The sequence below is a fragment of the Streptomyces sp. NPDC048185 genome (assembly GCF_043202495.1).
In the GTDB taxonomy this organism is placed as follows: domain Bacteria; phylum Actinomycetota; class Actinomycetes; order Streptomycetales; family Streptomycetaceae; genus Streptomyces.
In genome coordinates this window covers 142,773-157,704 of sequence record NZ_JBIDAN010000015.1, presented here as the reverse complement: position 1 = coordinate 157,704, position 14,932 = coordinate 142,773, and the positions used below count along the sequence as shown (strand labels likewise).

At 70.8% G+C, this 14,932-nt stretch carries 13 protein-coding genes; 7 read left to right on the top strand and 6 right to left on the bottom strand.

Features of this window, described 5'->3' with window-relative positions:
* Positions 1 to 10 precede the first annotated feature (10 nt).
* Both ACGF3H_RS32905 and ACGF3H_RS32900 read right to left on the bottom strand, forming a co-directional pair.
* A complete protein-coding gene (locus ACGF3H_RS32905) occupies positions 11 to 616 on the bottom strand; it encodes a dihydrofolate reductase family protein (protein WP_362493190.1) in 606 nt (201 codons plus the stop codon).
* Positions 617 to 704: 88 nt separating this feature from the next.
* Entirely contained in the window at positions 705 to 1,766 is a 1,062-nt protein-coding gene (locus tag ACGF3H_RS32900) for a LacI family DNA-binding transcriptional regulator (protein WP_362493187.1), read from the bottom strand.
* Positions 1,767 to 2,023: 257 nt separating this feature from the next.
* On the opposite strand from ACGF3H_RS32900, the gene ACGF3H_RS32895 reads away from it, so the two are divergent.
* From ACGF3H_RS32895 to ACGF3H_RS32880, 4 genes are read left to right on the top strand one after another with little or no spacing between them, the layout of a single operon-like run.
* Complete coding sequence (locus tag ACGF3H_RS32895) at positions 2,024 to 3,388, top strand: extracellular solute-binding protein (protein ID WP_362493184.1); 1,365 nt, start codon at positions 2,024 to 2,026, stop codon at positions 3,386 to 3,388.
* Positions 3,389 to 3,409: 21 nt separating this feature from the next.
* Positions 3,410 to 4,351, top strand: a complete 942-nt coding sequence (locus tag ACGF3H_RS32890; RefSeq protein WP_393816573.1) for a carbohydrate ABC transporter permease — start codon at positions 3,410 to 3,412, stop codon at positions 4,349 to 4,351.
* Positions 4,352 to 4,353: 2 nt separating this feature from the next.
* Positions 4,354 to 5,253, top strand: a complete 900-nt coding sequence (locus ACGF3H_RS32885; protein ID WP_362493181.1) for a carbohydrate ABC transporter permease — start codon at positions 4,354 to 4,356, stop codon at positions 5,251 to 5,253.
* A gap of 49 nt (positions 5,254 to 5,302) precedes the next feature.
* Positions 5,303 to 7,120, top strand: a complete 1,818-nt coding sequence (locus ACGF3H_RS32880) for a sugar-binding domain-containing protein (RefSeq protein WP_362493178.1) — start codon at positions 5,303 to 5,305, stop codon at positions 7,118 to 7,120.
* Between the two features lie 53 nt (positions 7,121 to 7,173).
* Here the strand turns inward: ACGF3H_RS32880 and ACGF3H_RS32875 are convergent, their stop codons facing one another.
* The 3 genes from ACGF3H_RS32875 to ACGF3H_RS32865 form a co-directional block, all read right to left on the bottom strand.
* On the bottom strand, positions 7,174 to 8,853 hold the full coding sequence (locus ACGF3H_RS32875; protein ID WP_362493175.1) for an RICIN domain-containing protein: 1,680 nt from the start codon (positions 8,851 to 8,853) through the stop codon (positions 7,174 to 7,176).
* A gap of 256 nt (positions 8,854 to 9,109) precedes the next feature.
* Positions 9,110 to 9,754, bottom strand: a complete 645-nt coding sequence (locus tag ACGF3H_RS32870; RefSeq protein ID WP_362493172.1) for a dihydrofolate reductase family protein — start codon at positions 9,752 to 9,754, stop codon at positions 9,110 to 9,112.
* Between the two features lie 350 nt (positions 9,755 to 10,104).
* On the bottom strand, positions 10,105 to 11,547 hold the full coding sequence (locus tag ACGF3H_RS32865; RefSeq protein WP_362493169.1) for an aldehyde dehydrogenase: 1,443 nt from the start codon (positions 11,545 to 11,547) through the stop codon (positions 10,105 to 10,107).
* Positions 11,548 to 11,751: 204 nt separating this feature from the next.
* On the opposite strand from ACGF3H_RS32865, the gene ACGF3H_RS32860 reads away from it, so the two are divergent.
* Entirely contained in the window at positions 11,752 to 12,240 is a 489-nt protein-coding gene (locus ACGF3H_RS32860) for a TetR family transcriptional regulator (protein WP_362493348.1), read from the top strand.
* A 46-nt stretch (positions 12,241 to 12,286) separates the two neighbouring features.
* Here ACGF3H_RS32860 and ACGF3H_RS32855 read toward each other — a convergent pair whose 3' ends face one another.
* Positions 12,287 to 12,649, bottom strand: coding sequence for an STAS domain-containing protein (locus ACGF3H_RS32855; RefSeq protein ID WP_362493166.1), 363 nt, complete (start codon positions 12,647 to 12,649; stop codon positions 12,287 to 12,289).
* Positions 12,650 to 13,083: 434 nt separating this feature from the next.
* On the opposite strand from ACGF3H_RS32855, the gene ACGF3H_RS32850 reads away from it, so the two are divergent.
* On the top strand, positions 13,084 to 13,896 hold the full coding sequence (locus tag ACGF3H_RS32850) for a YhjD/YihY/BrkB family envelope integrity protein (RefSeq protein WP_362493163.1): 813 nt from the start codon (positions 13,084 to 13,086) through the stop codon (positions 13,894 to 13,896).
* A 161-nt stretch (positions 13,897 to 14,057) separates the two neighbouring features.
* A complete protein-coding gene (locus ACGF3H_RS32845; RefSeq protein ID WP_362493160.1) occupies positions 14,058 to 14,891 on the top strand; it encodes a PIG-L family deacetylase in 834 nt (277 codons plus the stop codon).
* Positions 14,892 to 14,932 lie beyond the last annotated feature (41 nt).

Below are 14,932 nucleotides of genomic sequence, written 5' to 3'. Positions count from 1 at the left end.
TCCGGGCCGGTCAGTAACTGTCGTAGCTGGGCTTGCCGTTCGGCCGGTAGACGCCGACGACGGTGCCGCCCTTGGTCGTCGAGACGCTGACCGGCTCCAGCGCGGTGGGGATTGTTCCGTCGGCGAACAGCCGCTTGCCGGTGCCGATGATCACCGGATGGATGGTCAGCCGGTACTCGTCGACGAGGCCGTGCCGCATGAGGGTCTGGGCGAGGTCGCCGCTGCCGACGACATTGATGTCGCCCCCGTCGGAAGCCTTCAGCTCGCGTACGGCGTCAACGACGTCGCCCTCCAGCAGCGTGGAGTTCTGCCACTCGACGGACGTCAGGGTCCGGGACGCCACGTACTTGTGCATGCTGTTCAGCCGATGGGTGAACGGGTTGTCAGGATCGGCGGTCGGCCAGTACGAGGCGAAGATCTCGTACGTCTTCCGGCCGAGCAGCATCGCGTCGGGCCCCTCGTACCAGCCGGCGATGGCCGCGCCGACCTCGTCGTCGTCCACCGGCTTCTGCCAGCCGCCGTGCTCGAAGCTGCTCTCCTGGTCCTCGTCCGGGCCGCCCGGCGCCTGCATGACGCCGTCCAGCGTCAGGAACGTGCAAACGATGATCTCGCGCATGGTGCGCTCCCTTCGTCGACGGGTAGACCGCACGACCGCCGGGAACTCATCGGCGGAGACTTCCCCGGCCATTCCGGGGTCGGCGCCCTTACCTCGCCCGCGCCTCCGCTCCTTCCGTGCTCTCGCGGAGCACCAGCCGGTGGGCGACGACGAGGTCCTGAGGCGAGCGGACGCCGGCCGACGGGTCGGCTGTGGCGTCCGGGGCCTCGGCGGCCTCGTCCATCCGGCGCCGCAGCAGGTCGACGGCGATCCTGGCCACCGCGGCCTTGTCGGGGGCGACCGTGCTCAGCGTCGGCACGCTGAAGCGTCCGCCCTCCACGTCGTCGAAGCCTATGACGGCGACGTCCTCGGGCACTCTCAGCCCGTGGTCGTGGAGGGTGCGCAGCGCGCCCAGAGCCAGCTGGTCGTTGAGGCAGAGCAGCGCGTCGGGCCGCCCGCCGGCGCGCAGCGCCCGGTCCACGGCATCGGCCCCGTCGGGCATCCGGAAGGAGGCCACGGGCAGCAGCGCCGCCGGGTCGAAGGCGAGTCCCGCCGCGGCGAGGGCGGCGCGGTAACCGCGGGTACGGGCCTCGGCGGTGCCCAGGCCCGCGTCGTCCCGGCCGCCGACGGCCCAGACGACGCGACGCCCGAGGCCGATGAGGTGCTCGGTCGCCTCCCGCGCGGCCCGCTCGTTGTCGATGGCCACGTGGTCCGCGCCCTCCTCCAGGAGCTCCCCGAGCAGCACCGTGGGCGGGGCACCCGCGCGGGCACGGAGGTCCTCGGCGGTCAGGGCGAGCGGGCTGAGGATCACCCCGTCGACGAAGGTGGAGCCGAAGCCGGCCAGCGCCGCCAGTTCGTGGTCGCGGTCGGCACCGGTCTGGTGGATGAGGACGGTCAGGGAGCACCGTTCGGCCTCGCGGATGACGTGCCGGGCGAGTTCCGCGAAGTAGGGGACGTCGAGCTCGGGGACGACCAGGGCGATGATGCCGGTGCGGCCCTTGCGCAGGTGGCGGCCGGCCAGGTTGACCTTGTAGCCGAGGTGGTCGATGGCTTCCTGGACCACGCGCCGGGTCCGCTCGGAGACGTGGACGTAGTCGTTGATCACGTTGGAGACCGTCTTCTCCGACACTCCCGCGTGCCGCGCGACGTCCTTGATCCTTGGCCGTGCCACCGCTGCCTCCCTGCCCCGTACCGGCCCCGAGTGTAGATCGCGGAAGGTCCGGGGTGGGCGGGTGGCCTTGCCCGTCCGGCCTGTTGCAGGGAACGGATCACCCCGCCGCGGCCTCTTTACAGCCCATGTACATCGATGTAAAAACAAGCCACCGCACCGGGTCGGCCGGTGCGGGCCCCTGTCGCCGAACGCCGCGGGGACCACCCGGGCCGTGGTGCGCCACCGGTCCGGCACGTCCGGCCGTCGAAAGGTCAACGATGACTGCGCGATCCTCTGCCCCACCACCGCCCCCGGAGCCCGTCACGCGCCGCGGTCCGACCCGCCGCCGCCTCCTGGGCACCGGCCTGGCCGGGGCCGGCGCGCTGCTCGCCGCCGGCTCGCTGTCCGGCTGCGCCTCCCCGGCCTCGGCCTCCGGCGCCTCCGCGCTGAGCGTCTGGGACCTGTTCCAGGGCGGCGACGGCATGTTGATGGACGACATGATCAAGGCCGTCTCCCGGGGCGGGCGGGGCTTCGACGTGGACCGGACGATCCTGGACTGGGGACCGTCGTACTACACGAAACTGGCCATGTCGGCCGCCGGCGGGAGGGCCTCCGACGTGGCCGTCCTGCACCTGTCCCGGCTGGCCGGGTACGCCCCCGGTGGTCTGCTCGACCCCTTCGACCTGGACGTGCTCGCCGAGTTCGGCGTCACGGAGAAGGACTTCACGCCGGCGGTCTGGGCGCGGACGCAGCACGACGGCACCGTCTTCGCCGTCCCGCTGGACGTGCACCCCTTCATCGTCTTCTACGACAAGGAGGCCGCCGGCACCGCCGGGCTGCTGGACTCCTCGGGTGAACTCGCCCCCATGGGGTCCCCGGAGGCCCTGCTGGACGCGGGCCGCGGTCTCGCGAAGGCTTCCGGAGGGGCCGGCATCCTGTTCGGGCACGTCACCGACACCGCGCAGAACTGGCGGCAGTTCGCGGCCTTCTACGCCCAGACCGGCGCCGAGTTCGCCCTGCCCGACGGCGGTCCGCCGCGGATCGACGTCGACGCGGCGATCCGGGTCGTCTCGTTCATGCAGCGGCTCTTCGACGGCCGAACCAACCCCAACAACCTGGACTACAACGGGGCGCTCGCGGCGTTCACCTCCGGCCGCGGCGGCATGGCCATGCTCGGCGAGTGGGAGCTGCCCACGCTGCGGAAGTCCGGCATCCCGCTGGGCGCCGCGCCCTTCCCTCAGGTCTTCGGACGGCCGGCCGTGTACACCGACAGCCACAGCTTCGTCCTCCCTCATCAGGACGACCCCGATCCGGCCCGGCGGCGCGAGGCCCACCGGTACGTCGCCGAGATGATCAAGCAGAGCCTGACCTGGGCGAGCGCCGGTCACATCCCCGCCTACCAGCCCGTACTGGCCACGCCCGAGTACGCCGCGCTGAAGCCGCAGTCCTCGTACGCGGACGCCGGGAAGGTGGCGGTGCTCGACCCGCCGAACTGGTTCACGGGGGCCGCCTCCAACTTCCAGAACCGCATGTGCCAGCCGCTGCAGTCGGCGCTGCTGGGCAACACGACCGCCGAGAAGGCGGTGCGTCAGATGGTCCGCGAGGCGGACGCGCTGCTCCGGCAGCCCAACCCGGTGGCCTGACGAGCAGAAGGAGTGACCCCCGTGACCACCACCGCACCTCCCGACTCCGGCCCACTGCCCGGCCCTGTCGCCACCCGGACGGACGTCCCCGAGCGCGGCGGCAGGCCGTTCGGCCGCGGCTCCGGCCTGCTGTTCGTCCTGCCGTTCCTGGTGCTGTTCGTCCTGTTCCTGGTGTGGCCCGTCGTGCAGGGCCTGTGGATGAGCTTCACCGACTCCTCGCTGGCGATACGCGACACCGCGTTCGTCGGTTTCGACAACTACGCCGAGGCGTTCGGCGACCCGGACGTGTGGAGCAGCCTCGGCAACACGGTGTTCTTCACCGTCGTCTCCAGCGTGCCGCTGGTGCTGATACCCCTCGCCATGGCACTGCTGGTGCACAGCGGCCTGGCCGGACAGTGGGCGTGGCGGCTGGCCTTCTTCGCGCCGTACCTGCTGCCCGTGACCGTGGTGACGCTGATCTTCACCTGGCTGTACCAGCCGGAACTCGGCTTCGCCAACCAGTTCCTGGACGCCCTCGGCATGAGCCCGGTCGGCTGGCTGTCCGACGAGTCCGTCGCCATGTGGTCGATCGCCGCCCTCACCGTCTGGTGGACGGTCGGCTTCAACTTCCTGCTCTACCTCTCCGCGCTCCAGTCGCTGCCCTCGACCTTCGACGAGGCGGCCGCCCTGGACGGTGCCGGGGCGTGGCGGCGCCTGTGGTCCATCACCCTGCCGCAGCTGCGCCGCACCACGGCGCTGGTGGCCATGCTCCAGGTCCTGGCCTCGCTGAAGGTGTTCGACCAGATCTACATCCTCACCAAGGGCGGCCCGAACGCCTCCACCCGGCCTGTTCTGGAGTACGTCTACGACGTCGGCTTCACCGGATACCGGCTCGGTTACGCCTCGGCGGTCTCCTACCTGTTCTTCGCGCTGGTCATCGTCGTCTCGCTCGTGCAGCTCCGCCTCTTCCGCCAGGAGGACTGACCGTGTCCGCCACCGCTACGACCCTCCGTCCGCCACGCCGTGGGCCCCGGGACACGGCCGGCTCCCCGCTGCTGCTCGGCCACGGCCGGCTGCCGCGCGTCCTGGCCGGGACCGCCCTCGTCGTCCTGGCCGCCGTGTGGCTGCTGCCGTTCGTCTGGGCGATCGCCACGTCCGTGCAGAGCGAACAGGACCTGTCGAAACCCGGCCTCTCTCCGTTCAAGGGCGCCTTCACGCTCGCGGCGTACCGGGAGATTCTGGAACGCGGGAACGTACCCGTCTGGGCGTTCAACAGCTTCCTGATCGCCGCGCTGGTCACCGCGATCACGATGGCCGTCTCGACGCTCGCGGCGTACGGCTTCTCGCGCGGCACCTTCCGCGGGCGCAAGGCCCTGCTGGCCGTGACGGTGGCCGCCGTCATGGTGCCGCCGCAGCTGCTGGTCGTACCGCTGTTCCGCCAGATGCTGCTCTTCGACCTGGTGGACACCTACGCTGCCGTGATCCTGCCCCAGGCGGTCGCGCCGATGATGGTCTTCGTCCTGAAGCGCTTCTTCGACGGCATCCCCCGGGAGCTGGAGGAGGCGGCCCGGATCGACGGTGCCTCCGAGTTCCGGGTCTTCCGGTCCGTGGTGCTGCCGCTGTCGCGGCCGATCGTTGCCGCGGTGTCGATCTTCGTCTTCATCGGTGCGTGGAACAACTTCATGTGGCCGTTCGTCGTCACCAACGATCCCGACCTGATGACCCTCCCGGTCGGCCTGGCCACCGTGAAGGACGCCTACGGCATCCAGTACGCGCAGGCCATGGCGTCCGCGCTGCTGGCGGCGCTGCCGCTGATCGCGGTGTTCCTGCTGTTCCAGCGCCGCATTGTCGACTCCGTCGCGACCACCGGCCTCGGCGGTTCCTGACCCCGTTTCCGAAGCCGTGCGTACCCAACGATCTACCACTGGAGCATGTGTGCCCACCCCCTCCGTCCCGCGCCCCGAGTACCCGCGTCCGCAGTTCGTGCGCCGCGACTGGCTCAACCTCAACGGCGCCTGGCAGTTCGAGACCGACCGGGGCGACAGCGGCCTGGAACGCGGTCTCCTCGGCCGGGAACTGCGGGGCGAGATCCTCGTGCCCTTCCCGCCCGAGTCCGAGCTGTCGGGCATCGGCGACACCGACTTCCTGCACGCCGTCTGGTACCGGCGGACCCTGACCCTGCCCGCCGCATGGGCCGGGCGCCGGGTGCTGCTGCACTTCGGCGCGGTCGACCACGACACCACGGTCTGGGTGAACGGCGAGGAGGTCGCCCGGCACCGCGGCGGCTTCACCCCGTTCACGGCCGACCTCGGTGACATCGCCGGCACCGGCGAGGACGTCGTCGTCACCGTCCGCGCCCGGGACAGCAGGTCCGGTCCGCAGGCCCGCGGCAAGCAGGCGGTCCGGTACGCCAACCACGACTGCAACTACACCAGGGTGACCGGCATCTGGCAGACCGTGTGGCTGGAGCCCGTCCCCGAGGCCCATCTACGGCGCCCCCGGATCACCCCGGACCTGGCGGGAAGCGCCTTCCACCTGGAACTGCCGCTGTCCGGCAACCGGCCCGGCCACCGGGTCCGGGCGGTGCTGAGCGACGGTGACGGCGAGGTGAGCCGCGCCGAGGCGCGCGCCGACCTGGACCTCGCCCCGCGCCTGCACCTGCCGGTGCCCGAGGGCCGGCGCCGCGCGTGGGGACCGGACGACCCCCACCTGTACGGCCTCCGGCTCGAACTCCTCGACGCGGAAGGGGAGATCGTCGACGACGCCGAGAGCTACGCGGGCCTGCGCTCCGTGGCCCTGCGCGGGAAGGCCGTCCTCCTCAACGGGCAGCCCGTCTTCCAGCGGCTCGTCCTCGACCAGGGCTGGTACCCGGACGGCCTGATGACCGCGCCTACCGACGAGGCGCTGGTCCGCGACATCGAACTGGCCATGGAGGCCGGCTTCAACGGCGCCCGGCTGCACCAGAAGGTCTTCGAGGAGCGGTTCCTCCACCACGCCGACCGCCTCGGTTACGTGGTGTGGGGCGAGTTCGGCGACTGGGGATGCGAGACCGGGGGCTCCTCGGGCGACAACCAGAGGCCCGACGCCTCCTATGTCGCCCAGTGGCTGGAGGCCCTGGAGAGGGACTATTCCCACCCCTCGATCATCGGCTGGTGCCCGCTGAACGAGACCTACCAGAAGCTGCACGACCGGATCACGCAGCTCGACGACGTCACCCGCGCGATGTTCCTCGCCACCAAGGCCATGGACACCACCCGGCCGGTGATCGACGCCTCCGGTTACGCCCACCGGGTCGCGGAGACCGACGTCTACGACGCCCACAACTACGAGCAGGACCCGTCCGCCTTCCGGCAGTCGATGTGCGGTCTGGCCAAGGACGAGCCGTTCGTCAACGCCTACGAGAACGGCGCCGCCTACTCGCTGCCCTACGCCGGACAGCCGTACTTCGTCAGCGAGTTCGGCGGCATCTGGTGGGATCCCGAGGCGGCCGCCGGCCTGTCCGGCGAGGACCGTGAGCACTCCTGGGGGTACGGGGAACGCGTCCGGGACGAGGAGGAGTTCCACACCCGTTTCAGCGGTCTCACCGAGGTGCTGCTGAGCGATCCGCACATGTTCGGCTACTGCTACACGCAGCTGACCGACGTGTTCCAGGAGCAGAACGGCATCTACCGCTTCGACCGCGGCACCAAGCTCGACGTGGCGCGGGTGCGCGCCGCGCAGCTCCGGCCGGCGGCGATCGAGCAGCAAGAGTGAGGGAGGGCCGGGGGCCCGCGGCCGGCCGCCGGCACCGCGGGCCCCCGCCCGTCTCAGGCGCGCTCCAGTCGCCAGATCTGCGGCTGGAGACCGTTGCACGTCCACTGCTGGACGTTGGCGCCGGCCGTTCGCGACCCCTGGGCCACGTCCAGGCACTGTCCGCTGGAGCGGACGACGAGCCGGTAGTAGCCCCGGCCCACGTTCTCCAGCCGCCAGTCCTGGGCGGCGGCCCCGTTGCAGTACCACTGACGGACGTTGGCACCGGCCGCACCGGAGCCGTTCTCCACGTCGAGGCAGTAGCCGCTGTTGCGGCCGGTGAGCGTGAAGCGGCTGTCGCCGCGGGCGGTGAGGCGGAAGACCTGCGGGCCGAGGCCGTTGCACGTCCACTGCTGCACGTTGCCGCCGGCCGTCCGGGAGTCGGCGGCCACGTCGAGGCACTGCCCGCTGTTGGCGTTCACCAGCCGGTAGTCCGCGCCTCCGGCGAGGCCGGTGGCGTCACCGGTCCCGGTCACGGAGCCGGTGGCGTAGTACGGCTTGCAGACCGTGCCGTCGAAGTCGGTGGCGATCTGCAGGACCGTACGGCCGTCGGCCGAGGGCAGCAACGGGGAACTGTAGTTCTGGCAGTAGTTGATCTGCGGGTCCGGCACGTTCACCGGTGCCTCGATCTCGTACCACGGGCCGCTGCCGTTCTCGGTGTTGGCGAGGATCGTCCGGCCGCTCCCGGCGGCGACGCTGCCGTCCTTCGCGAGCAGGCGCTGTCCGACCAGCAGCAGCCGTCCGTTGACACCGCCGCCGGGGTCCGGGGCCCAGGCGATGGTCGGGGTGGCGCGGAAGTACGTGCCGTCGACCGTCTCGGGCCGGAAGCCGAGGTGGGTGGCGCTGCCCCAGTTCCAGCCGTCGGCGGAGGTGCGGTAGTGCACCACGCACTGGTACTGCCCGCCGGGGGTGCAGATCTCGTAGGCCATGACGTAGGTGCCGTTGGGGAGCTTGCGCACGACCGGCATGCCGGGCCGGTCGGTCCGCAGGGAGCTGGCGACGGTGTCGTGGCGTCCCTGCCAGGTGACGCCGTCGTAGCTGCGCACGGCGACGAGTTTCTGGCTGTGCGCGGTGTCCGTCTCGTCCGAGTAGTGGCAGACCAGAGCACCGTCCGAGGCGACGGAGAACTCCGGTTCCCACAGGCCGCCGGTACCGGTGGCCGTGGCGCACGCGGAGAGGTAGGTCCAGGTGCGGCCCATGTCGTTGCTGCGCCAGATCCGCAGTGCCATGCGCCGGTCGGACTCGTCCTGGCCGGCCGACGAGGCCCAGAGCAGGGTGCCGGCCGGCAAGGCGCCGACCTGCCGGGGCAGTTCGAACAGGGTGGTGCAGCAGAGTCCCTGGCCGGAGGCGGACTCGGGGTCGGAGACCCGGCCCACCTCGTGGAAGGTGGCGCCGTCGTCCGTGCTCTCGTGGATGGCGCCGATGCCGTTGTCGCCGTCGAAGGTGACGACACTGGCCAGGATCCGGCCGTTGCCGGCGCCGCTGTGGGCGAGCCGGACGGCGCGCGGGTACAGGCCCGTACCGTCGCGCAGCGGGGTGCCGGTGGCCGCGGCGGAGACGGCGTCCGTCGTGGACGGGGCGGTGGACGCGGGGGTGGCCGCGACGGCCGGTACGGCGAGCACCGCGCTCAGCATCGCGGCCAGGCAGAGCGGGACGGCGTGGTGGCGGCGTCTGAGGGCGTGGAACAGTCCGAGCATCAACACGTTCCCCTTTCCTGCAAGCTCCCGTGAGCTCCCGTGAGCTTCCGTGAGCCTTCGGGTGAGCCAGATCCGCGCCAGGCTAGAGCCGTATGTACATCGATGTAAACAAGGCATGCACGCCGAAGGGCGCCGGGCCGTCGCCGCTAAGGACCGGGCCTCCGCCGGGCGGGTCCCGGACGTGCCCGGTCGCCGGATCGGCCGTTCGACGACAGGGCATCCGCATGGGAGGCGCCGCAGTGCCGGGACTCTCGTGTCACCGGCGCCAGAACAGGTGGTGCGTCACCCCGCTCGGGCTGGGCACGACCTCCAGGTGGAACCGGTCCAGCAGTTCGTCGGGAGATTCCCAGAGCCGCAGGCCGGACCCGAGCCTCAGCGGCGAGACGGCCACGTGCAGGGCGTCGACGAGGTCGGCGGCAAGGAACTGCCGGACGGTGGTGACCCCGCCGCCGAGCCGGACGTCCTTGCCCTGCGCCGCTTCCCGCGCCTGTGCGAGGACCGCCGCCGGGTCGCCGCCGACGAAGTGGAACGTGGTGTCCGAGAGCGGGAACGACGGCCGTTCGTGGTGGGTCATGACGAACACCGGCGTGTGGAACGGAGGCTCCTCCCCCCACCAGCCGCGCCACTCGTGGTCCTGCCACGGCCCGCGCTGGGGCCCGAACTTGTTGCGGCCCATGATCTCGGCACCGATGTTGTGCGCGAAGTCGCGCGTGAAGTAGTCGTCGAGGCCTCGGCTCCCTCCGGGATCCGTGCGCATGGGCCAGCTGGCCGTGGCGCCGGCCCAGGCGAACAGCCGCTCGGGGCGGTCCAGGCCGAACGGAAGCTCGAGTGTCTGGTGCTCACCGGCACCGATCCCGTCACTCGAGACGTTGAAGTTCATCACTCTCAGCAGTTGATCCACGTTTCTTCCTCGTCAGGTCCCGTTGCGTGGTCGTACGGCGAGGCGCCGCACACCATGACGTCGAACGGAACGCGGCCGGATCGACAACGGCTCACGACCTTTTTCCGACACGCCCGGAAGCAGCCGTGGCGTCGTGCGGCCGTGGTCGAAAGCGACGGTTCAGGCACGACGTCCGCGCCGACGACCCACTGTAGGTATCCCGTGAGCTGGGACGACGCGGCACACGCCGGAAACGGAGCGCTTCTGCGGCGACGAGGTGACGGTGATCGCCGGCCCGACCGCGGCCGCCCCGGAAGGCGGTGCGTGCCGTACGCCGGCCATTCGTTGCCCAGGGCCCGCGGCCGACGGGTTCAGACGGTGATCGTCTTGTACTCGGTGTAGGTGCCGAGTCCGACGGCCCCGTACTCACGGCCGATGCCACTGGCCTTGAAGCCGCCGAACGGGCCGTCGAAGGCGACCGAGGCACCGTTGACGGTGACGGTACCGGTGCGGATGCGGCGGGCAACGGCGAGCGCGTGCTCCTCGTCGGCCGACCACACGCCGCCGGACAGGCCGTACTCCGTGTCGTTGGCGATCCGGACGGCGTCGTCCTCGTCGTCGTAGGCGATGACGACCAGGACCGGGCCGAAGATCTCCTCCTGCGCGATCCGCATCGAGTTGTCGACGTCGGCGAAGAGGGTGGGCGTGACGTAGTTGCCCTCTTCGAGGCCCTCGGGGATCTGTGGCCCACCGGTGACCAGGCGGGCGCCCTCCTCGACGCCGAGCCGGATGTAGTCGCGCACGCGCGCCTGCTGGTCGGGGCGGATCATCGGACCGATGAAGGTGTCGGGGTCGTCGGGGTCGCCGACCTTCAGCGACTCGATCAGCCCCTTGAGTCCGGCGACGACCTCCTCGTACCGGCTGCGCGGGGCGAGGATGCGGGTCTGGGCGATGCACGACTCCGCGTTGTTGAGCAGGGAGCCGAACTTGACGCCCGCGACGGCCTTCTCGATGTCGGCGTCGGGGAGGATGATCGCGGCGGACTTGCCGCCCAGCTCCAGACTGACCCGCTTGAGCTGCTCGCCCGCGAGGGAGGCGATGCGGCGTCCGGCGCGCGTGGACCCGGTGAAGGCGATCTTGTCGACGTCCGGGTGCCTGACCAGGTACTCGCTGGTCTCCCGGTCGGCGGGCAGCACGCTGACGACCCCCTCGGGCAGGCCCACCTGCTCCAGCAGTTCGGCCAGGAAGCCCATGCTCGGGGAGTTCTCCGGGGAGACCTTCAGCACCACGGAGTTGCCGGCGACCAGTGCCGGGATGATCTTGGAGGTGGCGGAGGAGAAGGGCGAGTTCCAGGGGATGACCGCGGCCACCACGCCGACCGCCTCACGGCGCACCACGCTGCGCACCGGGGAGGCCGGGTCGGACGAGGCGAACGTCTCCTCCCAGCCGAACTCCTCCGCGGCCTTCAGATAGGCGTTGGCCTGCCGGGTCAGGCCGGCTTGCCCGGCGCGGGTGAACCAGGCGGCCGAACCGTTCTCCAGGGTGATCAGGGCGGCGATCCTTTCCGCGTTCTCCTCGCGCAGCGCGTTGAACCGGCGCAGGATCGCGATCCGTTCGGCCGGCGGGGTCCGCCGCCATCCGCCCTCGTCGAACGACGTACGCGCCGCCGCGACCGCGCGGTCGATGTCGGCGGGGCGCGCCTGGGCGGCTCGGGCGATCACCGACCGGTCGTGCGGGGAGGTGATGCCGAGCAGCCCCGGGTCACTGGGCTCGACCCAGGAACCACCGATGAACAGCCGGTCGTAGGTGATCATGCGCTTCTCTCCTCCGCCTTCGGTGCTCTCGGCCGACTTGGACCGGACCCCATAACTGTCACTTGACTGTAGCACTTACTTCAGATTGCTTCTCACGGGAGAGACATTAGGTAGCCACAGAGGTCACATCGCGGGCCTACACTCAAGGGCGTGAGAGCCGACGCAGCACGCAATCTGGAAGCCGTTCTGACCACCGGAGCGCGCATGCTCGCCGCCGACCCCGGCGCGTCCATCGCGAGCATCGCGGCCGAGGCCGGCGTGGACCGGCGCACCGTCTACCGGCGCTTCGCCTCTCGCGAGGACCTCCTCGCCGCGATCTACGCATCACGCCTGGCGGCCGTCGAACGGGCCATCGAGGACGCCAGGCTGCGCGAGGCCCCCGTCGCCGTCGCCCTGCACCGCTACGTCGAGAACATCATCGCCGTGAACCGCACCTGGCCGGTCGACCTCACCCGCATGCTCGCCGACGAGGAGGTACGCGCACGCCGCGACGCCTCCGCCCACGAGGTCGACGACTTCCTGGACCGCGCCACCGCCGAAGTCTTTCTGCGCCCCGGCCTCCCCGAGGGATGGGCGAGCGCCCTGTTGCCCCAGCTCATGCATCTGGTCTCCCGGCAGCTGCCCGACCTGAGCCCCGCCCGGGCGGCGGACGTCGTCGTCGACACCCTGCTGAACGGCATCGGCGCACACTGACACGAGGTACCGGTGCCTCCAGGGAGGACGCTGCCCGACGCCGGCTTCATGGCCGCTCAGAGGCCTCCTGATGAACGTCGGCGGGCGGGGTGTCGAGGAGCAGGCGGGTGACCTCGAAGACGTCGGGGTTCAGGTCGACGGCGAGGCGCAGCAGTCGCAGCGGCTGGGGTCGCAGTCCGGTCACGGTCGTCCGGCGGTGGGGGCCGTGTCCGGGCGGAGTCGGGGTGAAGAGCAGGTGGAGGCCGGCGACGTCCATGAAGGCGGTGTGCGTCAGGTCCCACAGCAGGTCGGTCACCTGCGGCGGCAGCGCGTCGGCGGCGGCGCGCAGCGGGGGCAGGGTGTCGTAGTCGATGTCCCCGCACGGGGTGATGCGGGCAGAGGTGCCGTCGATGGTCGTGGTGGTGTTCATGCTGGGCACGCCCCCTCTCCGGGGGTTGATGAGCCCAAGGACGAACCACCCCGGCGAGAGGTGGACGACGATGGCGGAAAGCCCGGTGCCCTGGGTGGGGGCAACGCCCGGCTTTCCGAAAGACCGCCACCCGGAGGTGCCGGCCGGTCTCGTTGTCCGTCCACCGTCCCACACTCCGACCCCGACCCACGACTCCCCGCAAGGGGGAAATACCGCGCAGCCCGCCCGCTCGGTTCTGTTCTCCCTCTCTCGACGTGGGTATGGGGCCGCTGTAGGCAGTTACTCGGGTGCCCCGTGCGTCGAGTGCTCCGGCTGCAGCGCAGAGCCGGTTCACTTCGACGCATGACAGAACGCAGCAGGCCGGCCGCGCCTCCGACCGGAGGCTCCGGCACCGGTTCACGCGGGCGATGCGTCTGAGGCGGAGGCGGTCGAAGGTGGTCCGTCGTCATGGAGCGGGAAAGGCAGCGGGCCAGCTCTGGAACCGGCTCACCGCCGTCGACTTCTTCGGCCACTCGTTCCAGCTCGCCGCCCTGGCCATGCTGTGCTTCTTCCCCTTCCTCATCGTCGTCACGGCAGCGGTCGGCCGTGACGCCGCCACGTCGCTCGCCGATTGGCTGGGTCTGGACCAGAAGGCTGCGCAGTCTGTGGCATCCCTCTTCTCACCTCGCCAGGACACGGGCGCGCTCACGGTGACCAGCGCCTTCCTGCTGGTCCTGGGGGCGGGGGCCACCGCCGGCGTACTGCAGAACTGGTACCAGACGGTGTTCGACGTCCCCACTCGGGGATGGCGGGACAACGTGCCACGGCTCTACTGGCTCGTTTCCCTGCTCGCTTACGGCGTGGCTCAGGCTGCACTCGCCGGAGCGCTCGGCGCAGCGCCCGGCGGGCTGGTGTTCCAGACCCTGACCGGGCTCGTCGTGGCGACGCTCTTCTGGTGGTGGAGTATGCACGTACTGCTGGCCGGGGCCGTCGGATGGCGCGCCCTTCGCCCGGCTGCGGTGGCCACCGGTGTCTGCTGGACGGGCCTCGGCGTCTTCTCCTCCCGCTACTTCTCCTCGGCGATCGTGGCGAACGAGCAGGAGTACGGCTCCATCGGTGTCGTCATGATCATTCTGTCCTGGCTGGTGGCGGTCGGCGTGGTCATCCACCTCGGCGCGGTCGTCGGCCGCTTCTCCCTGGAACGACGCGCCCGCCCGTCCCCCACGAACGACCACCCGGACCCGAGCCCGGACCGGCCGCAGGACTGACGCTGCTGCGCACGGGCGGATCCCGAAGCGGCTGCGCCGGGAACAGGCGGTCCGGTCGGCATGGTTGCATCGACCGAGGCACCGGCGCCGCACGGGCCCCCGGGATCGCGGCACGACCGCCGCACCCCCGGACCGAAACGTCTTTCCACAGGAGGCTGTTGATGACTGACCGACCCTTGACGCTCATGGCCGTACACGCCCACCCCGACGACGAGGCCACCGGAACCGGAGGAGTCCTCGCGCGGTACGCGGCGGAAGGCATCCGCACGGTGCTCGTGACGTGTACCGACGGCGGATGCGGTGACGGACCGGGGGGTGTCAAGCCCGGCGATCCCGGGCACGATCCGGCGGCCGTCGCGTTGATGCGCCGTCAGGAACTCAAGGCGAGCTGTGACGTCCTGAAGGTCAGCGACCTGGAGATGCTGGACTACGCCGACTCCGGGATGATGGGCTGGCCGAGCAACGACGCCCCGGGGGCCTTCTGGCAGACCCCCGTACAGGAAGGCGCGGCCCGACTAGCGGAACTCATGCGGCACTACCGGCCTGATGTGGTCGTCACCTACGACGAGAACGGCTTCTACGGCCACCCCGACCACATCCAGGCCCACCGCATCACGATGGCCGCGCTGGAGATGACCGCGCTGACACCGAAGGTGTACTGGACCACGATGCCCCGGTCGGGGATGCAGCGGTTCGGCGAGATCATGCGCGAGTTCCATCCGGACATGCCGGAGCCGGACCCCGCCGAAGCGGCCGCGATGGCCGAGATCGGCCTTCCGGACGACGAGATCACCACGTGGGTGGACACCGCCGCGTTCAGCGGCCAGAAGTTCGACGCGCTGGCCGCGCACGCCAGCCAGGGCGAGAACATCTTCTTCCTCAGGATGGGCAAGGAGAGGTTCGGCGAACTGATGGGCACGGAGACGTTCGTACGCGTCCAGGACACGACCGGCGCGGCCCTGCCCGAGAACGATCTCTTCGCCGGACTCCGCTGATCCGCACGTCCGACCGGCCGGAGCAGCCCCGCTTACTGGGC